15 protein-coding genes and 1 pseudogene are annotated in these 19870 nt (G+C 61.0%); 6 read left to right on the top strand and 10 right to left on the bottom strand.

Annotated elements, in window-relative coordinates:
* Window positions 1-162 (bottom strand): annotated as a pseudogene (locus AC1DRN_RS25090) (IS110 family transposase); the annotation flags it as partial.
* Between the two features lie 612 nt (window positions 163-774).
* On the opposite strand from AC1DRN_RS25090, the gene AC1DRN_RS25085 reads away from it, so the two are divergent.
* From AC1DRN_RS25085 to AC1DRN_RS25060, 6 genes are all read left to right on the top strand, one after another.
* Window positions 775-1935 (top strand): efflux RND transporter periplasmic adaptor subunit, encoded by a 1161-nt coding sequence (locus tag AC1DRN_RS25085; RefSeq protein ID WP_223461232.1) that lies wholly within the window; start codon window positions 775-777, stop codon window positions 1933-1935.
* The gene (locus AC1DRN_RS25080; protein WP_223461230.1) at window positions 1932-5033 is read left to right on the top strand and encodes a multidrug efflux RND transporter permease subunit; all 3102 of its coding nucleotides are present in this window, start codon (window positions 1932-1934) and stop codon (window positions 5031-5033) included. The genes AC1DRN_RS25085 and AC1DRN_RS25080 overlap by 4 nt, the downstream gene beginning before the upstream one ends.
* Before the next feature lie 9 nt (window positions 5034-5042).
* The gene (locus AC1DRN_RS25075; RefSeq protein ID WP_056726212.1) at window positions 5043-5720 is read left to right on the top strand and encodes a heavy metal response regulator transcription factor; all 678 of its coding nucleotides are present in this window, start codon (window positions 5043-5045) and stop codon (window positions 5718-5720) included.
* Window positions 5710-7074: a heavy metal sensor histidine kinase gene (locus tag AC1DRN_RS25070; protein ID WP_223461228.1), complete on the top strand. Its 1365-nt coding sequence runs from the start codon at window positions 5710-5712 to the stop codon at window positions 7072-7074. Before AC1DRN_RS25075 ends, AC1DRN_RS25070 begins: the two co-directional genes overlap by 11 nt.
* Before the next feature lie 249 nt (window positions 7075-7323).
* A complete protein-coding gene (locus AC1DRN_RS25065) occupies window positions 7324-7512 on the top strand; it encodes a hypothetical protein (RefSeq protein WP_223461226.1) in 189 nt (62 codons plus the stop codon).
* A gap of 244 nt (window positions 7513-7756) precedes the next feature.
* Window positions 7757-9259 carry a sensor domain-containing diguanylate cyclase gene (locus tag AC1DRN_RS25060; protein ID WP_223461224.1) on the top strand — a complete coding sequence of 501 codons (1503 nt, stop codon included), beginning with the start codon at window positions 7757-7759 and terminating at the stop codon, window positions 9257-9259.
* Between the two features lie 116 nt (window positions 9260-9375).
* Here the strand turns inward: AC1DRN_RS25060 and lpxC are convergent, their stop codons facing one another.
* The 9 genes from lpxC to murD form a co-directional block, all read right to left on the bottom strand.
* Window positions 9376-10287 carry a UDP-3-O-acyl-N-acetylglucosamine deacetylase gene (gene lpxC, locus AC1DRN_RS25055; protein ID WP_007939852.1) on the bottom strand — a complete coding sequence of 304 codons (912 nt, stop codon included), beginning with the start codon at window positions 10285-10287 and terminating at the stop codon, window positions 9376-9378.
* A 112-nt stretch (window positions 10288-10399) separates the two neighbouring features.
* Entirely contained in the window at window positions 10400-11593 is a 1194-nt protein-coding gene (ftsZ, locus tag AC1DRN_RS25050) for a cell division protein FtsZ (RefSeq protein ID WP_223461222.1), read from the bottom strand.
* 73 nt (window positions 11594-11666) lie between these two features.
* Entirely contained in the window at window positions 11667-12926 is a 1260-nt protein-coding gene (gene ftsA, locus AC1DRN_RS25045) for a cell division protein FtsA (protein WP_007989901.1), read from the bottom strand.
* Between the two features lie 15 nt (window positions 12927-12941).
* Window positions 12942-13811, bottom strand: a complete 870-nt coding sequence (locus AC1DRN_RS25040) for a cell division protein FtsQ/DivIB (protein WP_223461220.1) — start codon at window positions 13809-13811, stop codon at window positions 12942-12944.
* 4 nt (window positions 13812-13815) lie between these two features.
* On the bottom strand, window positions 13816-14799 hold the full coding sequence (locus tag AC1DRN_RS25035; protein WP_477786834.1) for a D-alanine--D-alanine ligase: 984 nt from the start codon (window positions 14797-14799) through the stop codon (window positions 13816-13818).
* Complete coding sequence (gene murC / locus AC1DRN_RS25030; RefSeq protein ID WP_150727953.1) at window positions 14796-16256, bottom strand: UDP-N-acetylmuramate--L-alanine ligase; 1461 nt, start codon at window positions 16254-16256, stop codon at window positions 14796-14798. Before murC ends, AC1DRN_RS25035 begins: the two co-directional genes overlap by 4 nt.
* The gene (gene murG / locus AC1DRN_RS25025) at window positions 16249-17319 is read right to left on the bottom strand and encodes an undecaprenyldiphospho-muramoylpentapeptide beta-N-acetylglucosaminyltransferase (protein WP_223461215.1); all 1071 of its coding nucleotides are present in this window, start codon (window positions 17317-17319) and stop codon (window positions 16249-16251) included. The genes murC and murG overlap by 8 nt, the downstream gene beginning before the upstream one ends.
* A complete protein-coding gene (gene ftsW, locus AC1DRN_RS25020) occupies window positions 17309-18526 on the bottom strand; it encodes a putative lipid II flippase FtsW (RefSeq protein ID WP_477786833.1) in 1218 nt (405 codons plus the stop codon). Before ftsW ends, murG begins: the two co-directional genes overlap by 11 nt.
* Window positions 18523-19869 carry a UDP-N-acetylmuramoyl-L-alanine--D-glutamate ligase gene (gene murD / locus AC1DRN_RS25015; protein ID WP_223461212.1) on the bottom strand — a complete coding sequence of 449 codons (1347 nt, stop codon included), beginning with the start codon at window positions 19867-19869 and terminating at the stop codon, window positions 18523-18525. Before murD ends, ftsW begins: the two co-directional genes overlap by 4 nt.
* Window position 19870: the final 1 nt, after the last annotated feature.

Genomic DNA, 19870 nt, shown 5'->3' with positions numbered 1-19870 from the left:
GGCCTCCATCACGACAGTGCAGGGCTCAAGGTTCATCAGGTGCTGCATGAGCGCTACCCGATTGAATTTTTTGCGGTACAGCTCGTGACCACGATCATCCTGTGCATGTAGATGAAAGGTGTGTTTTCCCAGATCGATGGCGGCAATAGCTACTTTGCTCATGGCAATGATCTCCGATAAGCCCCCTGTGAAAGCTTAGTGGTCGATCACAGGGGGCGGCGGGGGTAGCCATTTCATTAGGGATCGAGTACATCTGCATGAGATCGGTCGGCTATCAGGCCGCCATCGCGAGCAGGCTCGCTCCTACAGTTTTGAAATGCGTACGGACCAAAGAATCAGGCCGGCCGGTAGGCCGCCTCGGGCGCTGTTGCGGTGCACGCCCCATCGAGAGGCCGAGTGGAGGTTCTGCGTAGTGGGCAACCTGGCATGGATGCCGGGTTAGCCGCCCCCGGCCATGGATGGCCGATGGCGGCGGGCCCACGGAGCAGGACCGGAGCGAGGGCATGYCGAGCCACAGCGAGGCACCGAACGTCAGGGGCAAGAGCCCTTGGTTACTTGGGGCTTTTCCAAGTGACCCGCCGTAAGGGCGGAACCATAAGTCGCCATCACCGAAGAAACGGATATGCATACGGTCAACCAACACCATGGTCGGCCCAGAGGCCGCCAAGTCCCCCAAGCTGACAGCGCAGTCAGTTAGCCGTCACCCTCCTGACCGGCAAACAGGTTTATAAAGGAAAATACCAACCGACCACCCAGCCCCGGCGCCCCACTCGCATGCGAACCCAGAAAAAATCCGCCCTGCTCGTCGCCCTTCTGATCGTTCTGGCAGCGCTGGGCCTGTGGTATGTCGCCAAACCGGCCAAAGCCAAACTCGCCCCTCCCACCGCCATCCCCGTGCGAGTGGTCGCCGTTGCCGAGAAAGACGTGCCGCGCTATGTCAGCGGCATCGGTTCGGTGTTGTCCCTGCACAGCGTCGTGGTCCGCCCGCAAATCGACGGCATTCTCACCAAAATCATGGTCAAGGAAGGCCAACTGGTGAAAAAAGGCGACCTGCTGGCCACCATCGACGACCGGTCGATCCGCGCCAGCCTCGACCAGGCCCGGGCACAACTGGGCGAAAGCCAGGCGCAACTGCAAGTGGCGCAGGTGAATCTCAAGCGCTACAAACTGCTGAGCGTCGACGACGGCGTGTCCAAGCAGACTTACGACCAGCAGCAGGCCCTGGTCAACCAGCTCAAGGCCACCGCCCAAGGCAACCAGGCCTCGATTGACTCCGCCGAGGTACAGCTTTCCTACACACAAATTCGCTCACCGGTCAGCGGTCGTGTCGGTATTCGCACAGTGGATGAAGGCAACTTCCTGCGCATGAGCGACGCCAAAGGACTATTTACGGTGACGCAGATCGACCCGATCGCCGTGGAGTTCTCCCTGCCGCAGCAAATGCTGCCGACCTTGCAGGGCCTGATCAACGACCCACAGCACGCCCAGGTCAAGGCCTACATCGGTGCCGACACCGACGGCGAAACCGGCAACCTGCTCGGCGAAGGCCACCTGACCCTGATCGACAACCAGATCAACGCCAGCACCGGCACCATCCGTGCCAAGGCCGAGTTCGACAATCCAGGGCAGAAGCTCTGGCCGGGCCTGCTGGTGACGGTAAAAATTCAGACAGCCCTGGATAAAGATGCGCTGGTGGTGCCGCCGACAGTCGTACAACGCGGCCTCGACCAGCACTTCGTGTACCGGGTCAATGGCGACAAGGTCGAAGCCGTGCAGGTGCAGATGGTCTATCAAGGCAGCGGCCAGGACATCATCAAGGGCGTGAAGCCGGGTGATGTGCTGGTCAGCGATGGTCAGTCGCGGCTCAAGCCCGGCGCTACTGTGCAAGTGCTGACCGAGCCGCCGCAAGTGGTGCGATCGGAGGCGGCGCAATGAAGGGCCATGGTTCGGTTTCAGCCTGGTGCATCGACCATCCGGTGGCCACCGTCCTGCTGACGTTCGCCCTGGTGCTGCTGGGTGTCATCGCGTTTCCGCGCCTGCCGGTAGCGCCGTTGCCGGAGGCAGAATTCCCGACCATCCAGGTGGCCGCGCAACTGCCCGGCGCCAGCCCGGAAACCATGGCTTCCTCGGTGGCCACGCCCCTTGAAGTGCAATTCAGCGCCATTCCCGGCGTGACCCAGATGACCTCGAGCAGTGCACTGGGCTCGACCAACCTGACCCTGCAATTCACCCTCGACAAGAGCATCGACACCGCCGCCCAGGAAGTGCAGGCGGCGATCAATACTGCCGCGGGCAAACTGCCCAAGGACATGCCGAACCTGCCGACCTGGCGCAAGGTCAACCCGGCCGACAGCCCGGTGCTGATCCTCAGCGTCAACTCCTCGCTGATGCCAGGCCCTGAGCTCAGCGACCTGACGGAAACCCTGTTGTCCCGTCAGCTCAGTCAGGTCGACGGTGTAGGCCAGGTCGTCATCACCGGTCAGCAGCGTCCGGCGATCCGCGTCCAGGTTTCGGCGGACAAGCTCGCGGCCATCGGCCTGACCCTCGCCGACATCCGCCTGGCGATCCAGCAGACCAGCCTCAACTTGGCCAAGGGTGCGCTTTACGGGGAGTCGAGCATCTCGACCCTGTCCACCAACGACCAGTTGTTCCACCCGGAGGACTACAGCCAGCTGATTGTTTCCTACAAGGACGGTGCACCGGTTCATCTGCGAGATGTCGCCAAAGTCGTCAACGGTTCGGAAGATGCCTACATCCAGGCGTGGGCGGGCTCGCAACCGGGGGTCAACCTGGTGATCTTCCGCCAACCAGGCGCCAACATCGTCGAGACGGTGGACCGTATCCAGGCCGCCTTGCCGGCACTGGAAGCGATGCTCCCCGCCTCGGTGCAGGTCAAGACGCTGATCGACCGCACCCAGACCATCCGTGCCTCGCTGCATGAAGTGGAAATTACCCTGTTGATTGCAATCATGTTGGTGGTGGCGGTGATGGCGCTGTTCCTGCGGCAACTGTCGGCCACACTGATCGTGTCGGCAGTGCTCGGAGTGTCACTGATCGCCAGTTTTGCGCTGATGTATGTGATGGGCTTCAGCCTGAACAACCTGACTCTGGTAGCGATTGTGGTCGCCGTGGGCTTTGTGGTGGACGATGCGATCGTGGTGGTGGAGAACATCCACCGTCATCTGGAGGCTGGCGACGGCATGCGCGAGGCCGCGATCAAGGGCGCCGGCGAAATCGGCTTCACCGTGGTGTCGATCAGTTTCTCGCTGGTGGCAGCGTTCATTCCGCTGCTGTTCATGGGTGGCGTGGTCGGGCGGCTGTTCAAGGAATTCGCCCTGACTGCCACCTCGACCATCATGATTTCGGTGGTGGTATCCCTGACCCTGGCGCCGACGCTGGCGGCGCTGTTCATGCGCGCGCCGGTGCATCACGCCCACGACAAACCGGGCTTCGGTGAACGCCTGTTGGCCTGGTACGAAAAAGGCCTGCGCCGTGCCCTCGCCCACCAGAAAGCGATGATCGGTGTGTTCGCTTTATCGCTGGCTCTGGCCGTCGCCGGTTACATCTTCATTCCCAAGGGTTTCTTCCCGATCCAGGACACCGGTTTCGTCTTCGGCACCACCGAAGCTGCTGCCGATATTTCCTACGGCGACATGGTGAAAAAACACCTGGCGATGGCCGAAATCGTCGCCGCCGACCCCGCAGTCGAAACGTTTTCACATTCCGTCGGGGTCTCGGGCAGTAACCAGACCATTGCCAACGGCCGCTTCTGGATCACCCTGAAAAAACGCAGCGACCGCGATGTCTCGGCCAGCCAGTTCATTGACCGGATTCGTCCGCAACTGATGAAAGTGCCGGGTATCGTCCTGTACCTGCGCGCCGGCCAGGACATCAACCTCAGCTCCGGCCCAAGCCGTGCACAGTACCAATATGTACTCAAGAGCAACGACGGCGGCACACTCAGCACCTGGACCCAGCGCCTGACGGAAAAACTGCGTGCCAACCCGGCCTTCCGCGACATTTCCAATGACTTGCAACTGGGCGGCAGCATCACCCATATCAGCATCGACCGCAGTGCCGCAGCCCGTTTCGGCCTGACCGCCACCGACGTCGACGAAGCGCTGTACGATGCGTTCGGCCAGCGCCAGATCAATGAATTCCAGACCCAGGTCAACCAGTACAACGTGATCCTGGAACTGGACACCAGGCAGCGCGGCAAGGCCGAGAGCCTCAATTACTTCTACCTGCGCTCGCCCCTGAGCGGGGAAATGGTGCCGTTGTCAGCCCTGGCCAGGTTTGATGCGCCGACCATCGGCCCGCTGTCCATCGCCCATGACGGCATGTTCCCGGCGGCCAACCTGTCGTTCAACCTGACGCCCGGCGTGGCGTTGGGCGATGCGGTGATCATGCTCAACCAGGCCAAGGCCGACATCGGCATGCCGACCGCCATCAGCGGCAATTTCCAGGGCGCGGCCCAGGCGTTCCAGAGTTCGCTGGCCAGCCAGCCGTGGCTGATCCTGGCAGCGCTGGTGGCGGTGTACATCATTCTCGGCGTGCTCTACGAGAGTTTCGTGCACCCGCTGACGATCATTTCGACCTTGCCTTCGGCGGGCCTCGGCGCGGTGATCATGCTGTGGATCTGCGGCCAGGACTTTTCGATCATGGCCTTGATCGGGCTGGTGCTGTTGATCGGTATCGTCAAGAAAAACGGCATCCTGATGATCGACTTCGCCCTCGAAGCGCAGCGCAATGGCGGACTGTCGCCTGAGGAAGCAATCTTCAAGGCCTGTATCACGCGGTTCCGGCCGATCATCATGACCACCCTCGCCGCCCTGCTCGGCGCCCTGCCGTTGATGCTCGGCTATGGCACCGGCGCCGAGTTGCGTCAGCCCCTGGGAATCGCGGTGGTCGGCGGCTTGCTGGTGAGCCAGGCGCTGACGCTGTTCACCACGCCGGTCATATACTTGTGGCTGGAACGGTTATTTCATAGGCCCAAACCTTCGCCAGTACCGGCGCTGGCGAGCACAGACTGAGGCGGGGTCATGCGCGTTCTGATTATCGAAGACGAGGAAAAAACCGCGGACTATCTGCACCGCGGCCTGACGGAACAGGGTTTCACCGTGGATCTGGCCCGCGATGGTGTGGAAGGCCTGCATCTGGCGCTGGAGAGCGACTACGCGGTGATCGTCCTCGACGTGATGCTGCCGGGCCTCGACGGCTTTGGTGTGTTGCGCGCCCTGCGTGCGCGCAAGCAAACCCCGGTGATCATGCTCACCGCCCGCGAGCGTGTGGAAGATCGCATCAAGGGCCTGCGTGAAGGCGCCGATGACTATCTGGGCAAACCGTTTTCCTTCCTTGAACTGGTGGCGCGCCTGCAAGCGCTGACCCGGCGCAGCGGCGGTCATGAACCGGTGCAGGTGAGCATCGCCGACCTGTGGATAGATTTGATCAGCCGCAAGGCCACCCGCGCCGGTACACGCCTGGACCTGACCGCCAAGGAGTTCTCGCTGCTCAGCGTGCTGGCCCGGCGCCAGGGCGAAATCCTTTCGAAAACCGCCATTGCCGAAATGGTCTGGGACATCAATTTCGACAGCGACGCCAACGTGGTCGAAGTCGCGATCAAACGCCTGCGAGCCAAGCTCGACGGGCCGTTCGAAGAGAAACTGCTGCACACCATTCGCGGCATGGGTTATGTGCTGGAGAGCCGTGGTGTCCAGTAACTCGATCGCCCTGCGTTTAAGCGGAATGTTCACGCTGGTGGCGCTTTTGGTGTTCCTGCTGATCGGCTGGGCGCTGTACCAACAGGTCGACAAAGGCCTGGGCCTGTTGCCCGAGGCCGAACTGGATGCGCGCTACAGCGTGCTCCAATCCACGGTCGGCCGATACGGCACGCCCGAGCATTGGGTGAAGATCAACAACAAGCTCAATCTGCTGAGTGAAGAAGACAAGCGCATCAGTTTCTGGATCATCAGCGGCGATCCGCACTACGAATACGGCAACCTGACCCCGCAGATCCGCGCCTTTGCCCAAGGGCCGCTGGGCACCCGCGACATGCATCTGCCGGATCACCCCTATCCGCTGAAAGTGCTGGTCAGTGAGTTCCCGGCCAAGGACCAGCGCCCACCGCTGCGCTTCATGATCGCCATCGACACCGAAACATTTTTCCATACCCAGCATCAACTGCTGATCGCGTTGATCAGCCTGGCGATTGCCGGTGTGCTGCTGGCCTCGGCACTGGGTTACTGGGTGGCGCGGATCGGCCTCAAACCGCTGATCAAACTGTCCCAGGAAGCCCAGCGCCTGGCCCCGCCATTGCGCTCAGGGCGCTTGCGCCTGTCGCCGTTGCCGCCGGAGCTTGATCAATTCGTCAGCTCGTTCAACTCGACCCTGGAACGGGTTGAACAAGCGTACTCGCGCCTTGAATCGTTCAACGCCGACGTCGCCCACGAACTGCGCTCGCCACTGACCAACCTGATCGGCCAGACCCAGGTCGCATTGACCCGCGGACGCTCCGCCGAGCATTACTTCGAAGTACTGCAATCGAACCTCGAAGAGCTTGAGCGACTGCGTTCGATCATCAACGACATGCTGTTCCTCGCCAGCGCCGATCAGGGCAGCAAAGCGACCAAACTCACCTCAACCTCACTGGCCGATGAAGTGGCTACAACCCTGGAGTACCTGGATTTCATTCTCGAGGACGCTCAGGTCCGGGTTGAGGTCAGTGGTGACGCGCAAGTGCGGATCGAGATCGCTCATCTGCGCCGGGCGTTGATCAATCTGCTGAACAACGCGGTGCGACACACCGCGCCCGGGCAGGTGATTCAGGTGCGCATTGAAGCCGCAGAACACCAGGTCAGCATCGGCGTCGCCAACCCCGGTTCGCCGATTGCCCGTGAACACCTGCCACGGCTGTTCGAGCGCTTCTATCGGGTTGATGCTTCGCGCAGCAACAGCGGCCACAATCACGGTTTAGGGCTGGCCATCGTCAAGGCGATTGCGTTGATGCACGGCGGCGATGTGTTCGTGCGCAGTGACCATGGGATGAATACGTTCGGGATTCATCTGCCCGTCTGAATCCCCATTCCCTTGTGGGAGCGAGCTTGCTCGCGATACAGGCGACTCGGTGCAACTTCTGAACCGAGGTGATGCTATCGCGAGCAAGCTCGCTCCCACATTGGTTTCGGGTTGAACACAAGTGTGCGCTCAACCAACTATTGCTGTTGCCGCAACAGTCCTTTCATGAATCCACTCTTTTTCCCCTCGCTCCATATCCTTATCTTTGCCCGCACCAAACAGCACTTGCCAAGCAAGAAGGTTTTAAAGATGTCCAACAGTATGGGTATTGCCAGCGCTTTCGTTTTGTCCTCTTTGTTCCTGTCGCCGTTGACGATGGCGGAAGAGTCGCAGACTTTCGTCGCGCATAACACCGCACGCGCTGCGGCGTTCGAAGAGCATCAGATCGAGATGACCGCCAAGGCTGCGCAAGACGCCCAGGCCGAGAAAGACAGCTGATCTGCACCGATCACTCCCGTTTCCCTTGACACTTTTCATCGGCTCTTCCCTTTGAAAAGTTGTCTGCAAAGCCGCTGCTGTCAGCGGCTTTTTTATTGGCGACTCAACCTTCATTGCAAATTTTGCAACGCAAGTCACTGACGCCCACGTAATTGATCAATCGTTCGCGCAACAGAAACGATTCACTCGGCTGCTACGTTTATGCAACTACGCTTACAACGTCCCTTTAGCAGACGTCAGCCCTATGACCGCAAGCCGCACCCCGCAATTTCAAGGCCCGCCCGGGCGACCCGAGATCATGGTGATCCTCGGTAGCACCCTGACTGTCATCTCGATCCTGTGCATCGTCACTTTCCTGCTGATCCGCGAGCACGCCAATGCCCAGCAGACCGCCACACGCAGCGCGACCACCATTGCGCAACTGATCGATGCCGATGTCCTGCGTACGGTCGAGCTCTATGACCTGACCTTGCAGGGCCTGATCGCCGCCGCCCAACGGGACGACCTGAAACAGGTTTCGCCGCAGATACGTCACCTGGTGCTGTTCGACCGCTCCACAACCGCGCGCTACAAGGGCGACATCCTGCTGCTGGACAAGCACGGCGACGTGCTGGCCGACTCATCGTTGATCGAACCGAAACCGGGCAACTTCGCTGACCGCGATTATTTCCTGGCCCATGTCTTCAATCGCGACTCCGGCATGTTCATCAGCCGTCCGTTCAAGCCGCGCTGCGACTGCGATGACAGCGACGAATGGCGCATCAGTTTCAGCCGACGCATTTCCTCTCCCACGGGTGAGTTTCTGGGGGTCGCGGTGGCGTCGATGCGCATGAGCTACTTCGATCAACTGTTCAACAGCCTCGATATCGGTACCGGCAGTACGCTGGGCATCATCAACGACGAGGGGATTCTCCTGGCGCAGAAGCCGTACCGGGAACAAAACGCCATCGGCAAGAACTTCTCCAGCCGCCCCAACGTCGCACGTATGCTGCAGGAGCGCAGTGGTACCTTCGAAAGCGTGTCGAGTGTCGACCATCAACCGCGCCTGTACACCTTTTCCCGGGTCGGCAATCTGCCGCTTACCGTCATCGTGGCCCTTTCCATCGATGAAGTGTTCGCCACCTGGAACCGCACGGTCTATGTGATCAGCGGTGCGACGGGGGTTTTGTGCATCGGTCTGTTGTGGCTGACCTGGCTGCTCTGCCGCGAGCTGCGACTGCGCCAATATGCCGAGCAGGAATTGGCGCTATTGGCGGCCACCGATGCCTTGACCGGCGTGGCCAACCGTCGATCCCTTGATCAGACCCTGCGCCATGAGTGGTTTCGTGCGCAGCGCAGCGGCAAGCCGTTGTCGTTGCTGATGATCGATGCCGATCACTTCAAGGCCTTCAATGACCGGCACGGGCATCAGGCCGGCGACGACGCCTTGCGGGCATTGGCCGAGGTCATCCGCGCCAGTGTCCATCGCCCGGCAGACCTGGTGGCTCGCTATGGTGGTGAAGAGTTTTCGGTGGTCCTGGCCGAAACTGACAGCGAAGGCGCGCGGCAGATCGCCGAACAAATCCGCGAGGCGGTGCAAAAATTGCCGATGGTGGACGCCGGTGAACCGCCGATGAGCGTGAGTATCGGTATTGCCACCTGGACGGAGGTCAGCGATATCAACCTGGAGCAATTGCTGTTCAGTGCCGACAAGGCGTTGTATCAGGCCAAGGAAGGGGGGCGTAATCGGGTTGTTTGTGCCGAATAGGATTTTCATTGGATGGGCGGCGTTCCGACGATGAGGTCAGCCCAGGCAACACAAAATTCGGGACATAAAAAAAGGCCACCCGAAGGCAGCCTTTAAAAACTAGAGAGGTTTTTTACTTACACGGCCGCAACCGGACGCATGTAAGAGATCGGTGCAGTACTGGCGTCTTCGAACGTCACGACTTCCCAGGCATCTGTCTGCTCAATCAACTTGCGCAGCAGCTGGTTGTTCAGCGCGTGGCCGGACTTGAAGCCCTTGAACTCACCAATCAGGCTATTGCCCAGCAGGTAGAGGTCACCAATTGCATCGAGAATCTTGTGCTTCACGAATTCGTCTTCATAGCGAAGGCCGTCTTCGTTCAGTACGCCATCGGCGTCGACCACAATAGCGTTTTCAACGCTGCCGCCGAGTGCGAGGTTGTGCTTGCGCAGGTACTCGATGTCACTCATGAAACCAAAGGTACGGGCGCGGCTGACTTCTTTTACAAACGAAGTGCTGGAAAAATCCACGCTTGCACTTTGTGTGCGGTCACGGAAAACCGGGTGATCGAAATCGATCTCGAAGCTCACCTTGAACCCTTCGAAAGGGACGAAAGTGGCGCGCTTGTCGCCGTCTTCCACTGTCACTTCACGCAGGATGCGGATGAACTTCTTGGCGGCGTCCTGTTCTTCCAGGCCAGCCGATTGAATCAGGAATACGAAAGGTCCAGCGCTACCATCCATGATCGGGACTTCGGACGCGGAGAGCTCGACGTAGGCGTTATCGATGCCCAGGCCTGCCATGGCCGAGAGCAGGTGCTCTACCGTGTCCACTTTGACGTCACCATTAACGAGCGTGGTCGACATAGTGGTTTCACCAACGTTTTCCGCGCGGGCAGGAATCTGCACCACGGGGTCGAGGTCGGCGCGACAAAACACAATGCCGGTATCGACAGGCGCTGGCTTGAGGGTCAGGTAGACCTTCTCCCCGGAGTGCAGGCCGACACCTGTGGCACGGATAATATTCTTCAGGGTGCGTTGTTTAATCATGGCATGGGCCGCTTCAGCGCAAATTGCGAACTGGTATCAACAAAGGCTGGCGATGATAGCAGACCAGACCTTTGCTGAACACCAATCACCCTAATACCCCTGATACATTTCATCAATCGGCCTGACGACGCAGGAATGCCGGGATGTCCAGGTAGTCCAGGTCATCTTGCGGATTCATCTTCGCGGCAGCCGCAGCACCGGCCTGGGCCTGGTTGCGCATGACGGTCGGACGGTCCAGGTCACGGTAGTTCACCGCTGGAGCTTCCTGACGAACAGGGGCCTGTTGTTGTGGCTGTGTGGACATCGAAGTGTGGACGGTGTTGTCGATGACCTTCACAGGCTTCTCGATTTTAGCGCCCAGTCCTGTGGCAACAACAGTCACGTGCAGCTCGTCGCGCATGTCCGGATCGATAACGGTACCGACCTTGACCATCGCGTGCTCGGAAGCGAAGGCTTCGATGATGCTACCCACATCGGAGTACTCACCCAGGGACAGGTCAGGACCGGCGGTGATGTTCACCAGGATGCCGCGCGCACCTTGCAGGTTCACGTCTTCCAGCAACGGGTTGCGAATGGCCGCTTCGGTGGCCTCACGTGCACGGTTCGGACCGCTGGCGCAGCCAGTGCCCATCATCGCCATGCCCATTTCGCTCATCACGGTACGTACGTCGGCAAAGTCGACGTTGATCATGCCCGGACGCTTGATGATGTCGGAGATACCGCGAACGGCACCGGCCAGTACATCGTCAGCCTTGGCGAAAGCCGACAGCAGGCTGGCGTCTTTACCGAGGATGGTCAGCAGCTTCTCGTTGGGAATAGTGATCAACGAGTCGACGCTTTCAGACAGCAGACGAATACCTTCGTCGGCGATCTGCATGCGCTTGCGGCCTTCGAACGGGAACGGACGAGTCACCACCGCAACGGTGAGGATCCCCATTTCCTTGGCCACTTCAGCAATGATTGGCGCAGCACCGGTACCGGTACCACCGCCCATGCCCGTGGTGATGAACACCATATTGGTGCCCTGGAGGACTTCGGCAATGCGCTCACGATCTTCGAGAGCGGCCTGACGACCTACTTCAGGGTTGGCGCCAGCGCCGAGACCTTTGGTCACGCCGGTGCCCAGTTGCAGGATGGTCCGCGCGCCGATGCTTTTCAGCGCTTGAGCATCGGTGTTGGCGCAGATGAACTCGACGCCTTCGATGTTGCTCTTGACCATGTGGTTGACAGCGTTGCCGCCGCCACCGCCGACACCGATAACTTTGATTACCGGGCTTGCGGGGATGTTGTCTACGAGTTCGAACATTTTCCCTCTCCTTTACATTCTCTAGTTTTTTCGCCTACTGCGTGCTTCGGTGTAACGGTGTAACGGTAAATCTTCAGAAATTGCCCTGGACCCACTTCTTCAGGCGGTCCAGCAGCGGAGCCTGTGGCTCTTCGTTGCTGTAGCTGTCGCGGCTGCCGATGCCCGAGAACGAGATGCCGTCGGACTGCTTCTGCAGGCCGTACATCAACAGGCCGACGCCGGTGGAATAGATCGGGTTGCGCACCACGTCATCCAGACCTTTCACGCCGTGAGGCACGCCCAGGCGCACCGGCATGTGGAAGATTTCCTCGGCCAGTTCGGTAGCGCCTTCCATCTTCGATGTACCGCCGGTCAGCACGATGCCGGCCGGGATCAGGTCTTCGTAGCCGCTGCGGCGCAGTTCGGCCTGGATCAGCGTGAACAGTTCGTCGTAGCGCGGCTCGACCACTTCGGCCAGGGCCTGGCGGGACAGCTCGCGTGGTGGACGGTCGCCAACACTTGGCACCTTGATGGTTTCACCGGCACCGGCCAGCTTGGCCAGGGCGCAGGCGTAGCGGATCTTGATTTCTTCGGCGTACTGGGTCGGAGTGCGCAACGCCATGGCGATGTCGTTGGTCACCTGGTCGCCGGCAATCGGGATTACCGCGGTGTGGCGGATCGCGCCTTCGGTGAAGATCGCGATGTCGGTGGTGCCGCCGCCGATGTCCACCAGGCACACGCCCAGCTCTTTCTCGTCATCGGTCAGTACCGAATACGCGGAAGCCAGCTGTTCGAGAATGATGTCGTCGATTTCCAGGCCACAACGACGCACGCATTTTTCAATGTTCTGTGCGGCATTGACGGCGCAGGTGACCACGTGGACCTTGGCTTCCAGACGCACGCCGGACATGCCCAGTGGCTCGCGGACGCCTTCCTGGTTATCGATCACGTAATCCTGCGGCAGGGTATGCAGCACTCGCTGGTCAGCCGGGATCGCCACGGCCTGGGCCGCGTCGAGTACACGCTCAAGGTCCGCCGAGCTGACTTCGCGATCACGAATCGCCACGATGCCGTGGGAGTTCAGGCTGCGGATGTGATTGCCGGCCACGCCGACGAACGCCGAGTGAATCCGGCAACCCGCCATCAGCTGCGCTTCTTCGATGGCGCGCTGGATCGATTGCACGGTGGACTCGATGTTCACCACCACGCCTTTTTTCAGGCCACGGGACGGATGGGTACCGATCCCGACGATTTCCAGCGTGCCGTCGTCCGCGACCTCGCCCACCAGCGCCACCACCTTGGAGGTGCCGATATCGAGACCGACGATCATTTTGCCGCTTTGCACGTTTGCCATGGGTCCTGCCTCTTCTTAATTCTTCGCGACAGCGGGTTGGGCTGCCGTGGGCGCTACAGGTTCCCGCCAGCCAACAGCGAGGCCGTTGGCGTAGCGCAGATCGATGCGCGCAATGTTCGTAATCTGTTCTTTGAGCGTCTTGTCATAGATGGCGATGAAACGGCGCATCTTTTCCACCTGGTTGCCGCGTCCCAGCAGCAGTTCGATCCCGGGACCCGCGCTGCCGGGGCCGGTGGTCAGGAACCAGCTGCCGCGATCACGCAGTTCCAGGCGTGCAATCGAGAAGCCCAGCGGCCTGAGCATCTGGCTCAACACCTGGTATTGCTGCATCACTTGCTGTTGAGCCCGCTGCGGGCCGAACAGCTGAGGCAAGTGTTCGTAGTTCGCCAGCTCGCGCGGAGTGAACGCCTGCCCCTGGTTGTTCAACAGCGATTCGTCGCCCCAACGGGCCACCGGCAGTTGTTCTTCCAGGCGGATCACCACTTGATCCGGCCACACCCTGCGCACTTCGGCGTGGGCAATCCATGGCATCGTTTCCAGCTCGGTGCGCATGCTCGCCAGGTCGATAGTGAAGAAGCTCGACGCCACGTAAGGGGCGATCCGCTGCTGCACTGCTTGCTGGCTGATGTAACTCAAGTCGCCCTGCACATTGATTCTGGTGATCGGCCGGTCGGCATACGGCAACAGCCGTGTCGCGCCTTCGTAAGTACCGAACCCCAAAGCCACCAGCACTACCGGCCAGAACAACGCTTTGAGAAAACCGAAGTTGGCTTTCGGCAGGCGCGCGGACATCGGCTCTTTGGCCACCATTCGGCTGGCACCCCGCGGCACCGGCTTGCGGCCGGTCGGTGCGGTGGGCTGATGTCTGAGCTGAGCGCCTTGCATGGCCTTAACCTCTCGTCGACTCTTGGTTACCGGCAGTGTTGCCGGCAACGCTCTCGGCCAGAATGGCCAGAACCAGTTGCTGGAAATCCAGACCGGCGGCACGGGCCGCCATCGGCACCAGGCTGTGATCGGTCATGCCCGGTGCGGTGTTGACTTCCAGGAACCAAAACTGCCCTTCGGCGTCCTGCATCACGTCTGCCCTGCCCCAACCGGCGATACCCAGCGCTTCACAGGCTTTCGCCGTGAGGTCCATGAGTTCCTTTTCCTTGGCGCTGTCCAGACCGCACGGAATGCGGTACTGGGTATCGTTGGCGATGTACTTGGCGTCGTAGTCGTAGAAGCTGTGCGTCGTGCTCAGGGCAATCGGTGGCAACACCTGGTCACGCAGGGTGGCGATGGTGAACTCCGGACCGTGAATCCATTGCTCGACCAGCACTTGCGAATCGTAGGTACTGGCCGCTTTCCATGCGTCGATCAATTCGGACGCGGAACTCACTTTGGCCATACCGATACTTGAACCTTCATGGGCCGGTTTGACGATCAAAGGGAAGCCCAGTTCCGTCGCCGCCGAAATACAATCGGCTTCGCTGCTCAGTACCGCGTGACGTGGGGTCGGAATGCCCAGGCTGTGCCAGACCTGCTTGGTGCGCAGTTTGTCCATGGCCAGGGCCGAAGCCAGGATGCCGCTGCCGGTGTACGGAATGCCCAGGCATTCGAGCAGGCCCTGCATGCTGCCGTCTTCACCGCCACGACCGTGGAGGATGATGAAGGCGCGGTCGATCTTTTCGTTGAGCAGTCGCTGCAGCAGGTCATCGCCCACGTCGAGGCCGAACGCGTCCACACCGGCGCTTTGCAGTGCGTCCAGAACGGCGTTACCCGACTTCAGGGAGACCTCACGCTCGGCACTCTTGCCGCCGAACAGCACGGCGACGCGGCCGAAGTCTTTCGGCGCGATCGTGGAGACCAGGTTGGCGTAGGCAGCAGTCATTTCAACTTCCCCTTCTCCGGCGCGGCAACGGCACCGGCGAACAACTCGCTTTTCAACAGTTTTGGTGCGAGACCGCCGATATCGCCGGCGCCCTGGCACAGCAGGATGTCGCCGGCGCGCAGCAGCGGCTTGACCACTGGTGCGAGGTCGACGCCACGCTCGATGTAGATCGGGTCGAGCTGGCCACGCTGACGGATGCTGTTGCACAGCTTGCGGCTGTCGGCGCCCGGAATCGGCTCTTCGCCGGCCGGGTAGACTTCCATCAGCAGCAGTACGTTGGCGTCAGCCAGCACATTGACGAAATCGTCGTACAGGTCACGGGTGCGGCTGTAACGGTGCGGCTGGTAGACCATCACCAGGCGGCGCTCCGGCCAGCCACCGCGCACGGCCTTGATCACGGCCGCGACTTCGGTCGGGTGGTGACCGTAGTCGTCGACCAGCATCACATTGCCGCCGTCTACCGGCAGTTCGCCGTAGACCTGGAAGCGTCGGCCGACACCCTGGAACCCGGACAGGCCCTGGACGATGGCTTCATCGCTGACGCCTTCGTCGGTGGCGATGCAGATGGTCGCAAGGGCGTTCAATACGTTGTGGTTGCCCGGCATGTTCACCGAAACATCCAGTGGCTCGCGGTCGGGACGCAGTACGGTGAAGAAGGTCTGCATGCCTTGCTGGCGCACATTGATGGCGCGCACGTCGCAGTCTTCGCCGAAGCCGTAGGTAACGGTCGGACGCTTGACCTGCGGGAGGATTTCACGCACCACCGGGTCGTCCAGGCACACCACCGCCAGACCGTAGAACGGCAGGTTGTGCAGGAATTCGACGAAGGTTTTCTTCAGCTTGTTGAAGTCACCGTCGTAGGTCGCCATGTGATCGGCGTCGATGTTGGTGACCACGGCCACCAGCGGCTGCAAGTGCAGGAAGCTCGCATCGCTTTCGTCGGCCTCGGCGATCAGGTAACGGCTGGTGCCGAGCTGGGCATTGGTGCCCGCGGCATTCAGGCGGCCACCGATCACGAACGTCGGGTCCAGGCCACCGGCCGCGAACACCGAAGCGATCAGGCTGGTGGTTGTGGTTTTGCCGTGGGTACCGGCAACGGCGATGCCGTGGCGATAGCGCATCAGCTCCGCCAGCATCTCTGCACGCGGCACCACCGGAATACGACGTTCCAGTGCGGTTGCGACTTCCGGGTTGGACGTGTTCACGGCGCTCGACACCACCAGCACGTCGGCGGCAGCGGCGTTCTCGGCGCGGTGGCCGATGAAGATCTGCGCCCCGAAGGACTCCAGACGCTCGGTCACCGGCGAAGCCTTCAGGTCGGAACCGGACACTTCATAGCCCAGGTTCAACAACACTTCAGCAATCCCGCACATGCCCACACCGCCGATACCGACGAAGTGGATGCGGCGGATGCGGCGCATTTCCGGTTGCGGCATGGCTTTCTGATTCTCAACCATGGGCCACCTCCAGGCAGCTATCGACCACGTTACGGGTGGCATCGGGTTTGGCCAGGCGGCGTGCCGCGGTAGCCATTTCGTTGAGTCGTTGTGGTTGCATCAGGACCTCTGTCAGGCGAGCGGCAAGATCCGCTGCGCCAGTCGTTCTTTGCGGCATCAGGAAGGCTGCGCCTTCACGGGCCAAATATTCGGCGTTGCGGGTCTGGTGATCGTCGATGGCATGAGGCAAAGGCACCAGCATCGAGGGCAGACCGGCGGCGGCCAGTTCACTGATGGTCAGCGCGCCTGCGCGACATACCACCAGGTCGGCCCAGCTGTAGGCTTGGGCCATGTCTTTGATGAAGGGCTGCACCTGCGCCTCGACGCCAGCCGCGCGATAGCGCTCTGCAGTCACTTCATCGTGGTTTTTGCCGGCCTGATGGAACACTTCCGGACGCAGATCAGCAGCGACTTGCGACAGGGCTTCAGGCAGCAACTTGTTCAACGGCTCTGCGCCCAGGCTTCCGCCCAGGATCAGCAAACGCGCCTTGCGACCGGTCAGGGCAGGTCGCGATGTCTCGAGGAACAGCTCGGTGCGCACCGGATTACCGGTGGTCCGGCGGCTGCCCGACAGGGTAAAGGTGTCGGGGAACGCTTCACAGACTCGGGCGGCCAACGGCACCAGCAACCGATTGGCGGTACCGGCCACGGCGTTCTGCTCGTGAACGATCACCGGCACGCCGGCTAGTTTGGCCGCGACACCGCCAGGGCCGGTCACAAAACCACCAAAACCCACGACACAGACCGGTTGCAGACGGCGAATGATCGCCCGCGCCTGCCAGACCGACTTGAACAACATGAACGGTGCCTTGAGCAGGGACAATTTGCCCTTGCCGCGCAGACCGCTGGCGTTGATCCGATGCAGCTCGATACCGGCCGCCGGCACCAGGTCGTTCTCGATGCCACGCGGGGTGCCGAGCCAGTGCACGGTATAACCGCGCGCCTGGAATTCGCGAGCGCAGGCCAGCGCCGGGAACACGTGGCCACCGGTGCCGCCGGCCATGATCATGACGTTAGCGCCCATGGTTCGACTCCTCGGCGAAGTCGCTCTCATGGAACTCCATCTCTTCACTGCCCAGATGGGTTCGACTTTCCCACTCGATGCGCAGCAACAAGCCGAGACAGGCGCAGCAAATCACCAACGAGCTGCCGCCGTAACTGAGGAACGGCAGGGTCAGTCCCTTGGTCGGCAGCAGGCCGACGTTCACGCCGATATTGATCAGGAATTGACCAATCCACAGGAACGACAAGCCGTAGGCGAYATAAGCAGCAAAAAACTGCTTGGCCTTCTCGGCCCACAAACCGATGTACATGCCACGAATACACACGAAGACGAACAGTGCCACGGTGCACAGCGAACCCACCGCGCCCAGTTCTTCGGCCAGGACCGAGAATACGAAGTCAGTGTGGGCTTCCGGCAGGTAGAACTGTTTCTGCACGCTGTTGCCCAGGCCAACGCCCAGCCATTCGCCGCGACCGAAAGCGATCAATGCCTGGGACAACTGATAGCCGGCGCCGAACTGGTCAGCCCACGGATCGGCAAAGTTGGTCAGACGCGCCATTCGATACGGCTGCATTTGAATCAACAGCACCACCGCACCGACGGCCAGCACCACCATCAGGGAAAAACGGAACAGCCCGACGCCGCCAAGGAACAGCATCGCCGCCGCGGCACCCATCATCACGACGGTGGCACCGAAGTCCGGCTCCATCAGCAGCAGGCCCGCCATCGGCAGCAGCACGATGAACGGCTTGAAAAAGCCCATCCAGCTTTCACGCACTTCTTTCTGGCGACGCACCAGATAGCCGGCGAGGTAGATCACCACGAACACCTTGGCGATCTCGGAAGGCTGGACGTTGAAGAAACTGAAGCCGATCCAGCGCATCGAGCCGTTAACCTCACGGCCGATCCCCGGAACGATCACCATCACCAGCAAGCCGAATGCACCCAGCAGCATCAACCAGCCCAGGCGTTGCCAGGTGGCAATCGGGATCATCATGGTGACGATGCAGGCCCCCAGACCCAGCACCACGTAAATAAGGTGGCGAATCATGTAATACAGGGCGCTGCCAGACTGCACTGCCGCCACTTCGGTCGATGCCGAGGCAATCATGATCAGCCCAAGGCCGAGCAGCGTCAGGCAACCGGCGAGCATCGGGAAATCGAGGTCAATACCGCGTCCGGTGATGATCGGCGAAGGGTATGGCTTGATGATGTCTCTCAGGCTCATGCCAGATCCTCCACGGCTTGGACGAACTGGTGACCGCGGTCTTCGTAGTTCTTGAACATGTCGAAACTGGCGCAGGCTGGCGACAACAGCACCACGTCGCCCGGCTGGGCTGCGGCGCGGCATTGCTCGACGGCTTCGACCAGGGAGCCGGCGCGGATCAGCGGTACGGCGTCGCCGATGGCCTCACCGATCTTGTCGGAATCGCGGCCCATCAGCACCACGGCGCGGCAGTTGGCCGCCACCGGATCGCGCAGGTCCTTGAATTCGGCACCCTTGCCGTCGCCACCGGCGATCAGCACGACTTTACCGTCGATGTCTGCGCCCAAACCTTCGATGGCCGCCAGTGCGGCGCCGACGTTGGTGGCTTTGGAATCGTTGTAATAGCCCACGCCGTCGAGGTCACGGACCCATTGGCAGCGATGTTCGAGACCGGCGAAGGTGCGCAGGCTCGACAACATGGCATCGAACGGCAGGCCAACCGCATGGCCCAGCGCCAGGGCTGCCAGGGCGTTGGACTGGTTGTGGGCACCGCGAATCTTCAACTCGCGCACCGGCATCAGGTTCTGGAACTCGAAGGCCAGGTATTTCTCGCCGTCTTCTTCACGGATACCGAAGGCTTTGAAATCGGGTTTGCTCAGACCGAAGGTCCAGCACGGCTGGCCCTCGCCCATCAACGGGCGACTCAGGGCATCCTGGCGATTGACCACGAACTGCCTGGCGCCCCGGAAGATCCGGTGCTTGGCCAGGTGATAGGCCGGCAGACCGCTGTAACGGTCCATGTGGTCTTCGCTGATATTGAGCACGGTCGCCACTTCGGCGTTGAGCTGATCGGTGGTTTCCAACTGGAAACTCGACAGTTCCATCACGTACAACTCGATGTCGTCGCTGAGCAAGTCCAACGCCGGGGTACCGAGATTGCCGCCGACGGCGACACGCTTACCTGCCGCAGCCGCCATTTCGCCGACCAGGGTGGTGACAGTGCTTTTCGCGTTGGAACCGCTGATGGCCACGATCGGCGCCTTCGCGTTACGCGCGAACAGTTCGATGTCGCCGGACAATTTCACGCCACGAGCGGCGGCTGCCTGCAGGGCCGGGGTCGCCAGCGCCAGACCGGGGCTGACGTAGAGTTCGTCGGCACGGCACAGGAACTCGACGTCCAGTTCGCCACAACGCACTTCCACGTGCGGATAGTCACGCTTGAGCGTGGCCAGTTCCGGTGGATTTTCCCGCGTATCGGCCACGGCAAACGCCACGCCCCGGTTCGCCAGGAAGCGAACCAGGGACATGCCGCTCTTGCCGAGGCCGACAACGATGCGGAAGTGGTCAGAAGCGATCAGAGACACG

It is taken from the genome of Pseudomonas sp. P5_B3 (assembly GCF_056400405.1).
The sequence above is the reverse complement of the archived record's forward strand: the minus strand, read 5'-3'. Positions and strand labels throughout refer to the sequence as shown.

What these genes read in the sequence shown, in the direction of transcription:
- AC1DRN_RS25060 (WP_223461224.1), top strand. Translation starts at nt 7,757, where the DNA reads ATGACCGCAAGCCGCACCCCGCAATTTCAAGGCCCGCCCGGGCGACCC.
- AC1DRN_RS25085 (WP_223461232.1), top strand. Translation starts at nt 775, where the DNA reads ATGCGAACCCAGAAAAAATCCGCCCTGCTCGTCGCCCTTCTGATCGTT.
- murG (WP_223461215.1), bottom strand. Translation starts at nt 17,319, where the DNA reads ATGGGCGCTAACGTCATGATCATGGCCGGCGGCACCGGTGGCCACGTG.
- ftsA (WP_007989901.1), bottom strand. Translation starts at nt 12,926, where the DNA reads ATGGCAAACGTGCAAAGCGGCAAAATGATCGTCGGTCTCGATATCGGC.
- lpxC (WP_007939852.1), bottom strand. Translation starts at nt 10,287, where the DNA reads ATGATTAAACAACGCACCCTGAAGAATATTATCCGTGCCACAGGTGTC.
- AC1DRN_RS25075 (WP_056726212.1), top strand. Translation starts at nt 5,043, where the DNA reads ATGCGCGTTCTGATTATCGAAGACGAGGAAAAAACCGCGGACTATCTG.
- murC (WP_150727953.1), bottom strand. Translation starts at nt 16,256, where the DNA reads ATGGTTGAGAATCAGAAAGCCATGCCGCAACCGGAAATGCGCCGCATC.
- AC1DRN_RS25065 (WP_223461226.1), top strand. Translation starts at nt 7,324, where the DNA reads ATGTCCAACAGTATGGGTATTGCCAGCGCTTTCGTTTTGTCCTCTTTG.
- AC1DRN_RS25035 (WP_477786834.1), bottom strand. Translation starts at nt 14,799, where the DNA reads ATGACTGCTGCCTACGCCAACCTGGTCTCCACGATCGCGCCGAAAGAC.
- AC1DRN_RS25040 (WP_223461220.1), bottom strand. Translation starts at nt 13,811, where the DNA reads ATGCAAGGCGCTCAGCTCAGACATCAGCCCACCGCACCGACCGGCCGC.
- ftsZ (WP_223461222.1), bottom strand. Translation starts at nt 11,593, where the DNA reads ATGTTCGAACTCGTAGACAACATCCCCGCAAGCCCGGTAATCAAAGTT.
- AC1DRN_RS25080 (WP_223461230.1), top strand. Translation starts at nt 1,932, where the DNA reads ATGAAGGGCCATGGTTCGGTTTCAGCCTGGTGCATCGACCATCCGGTG.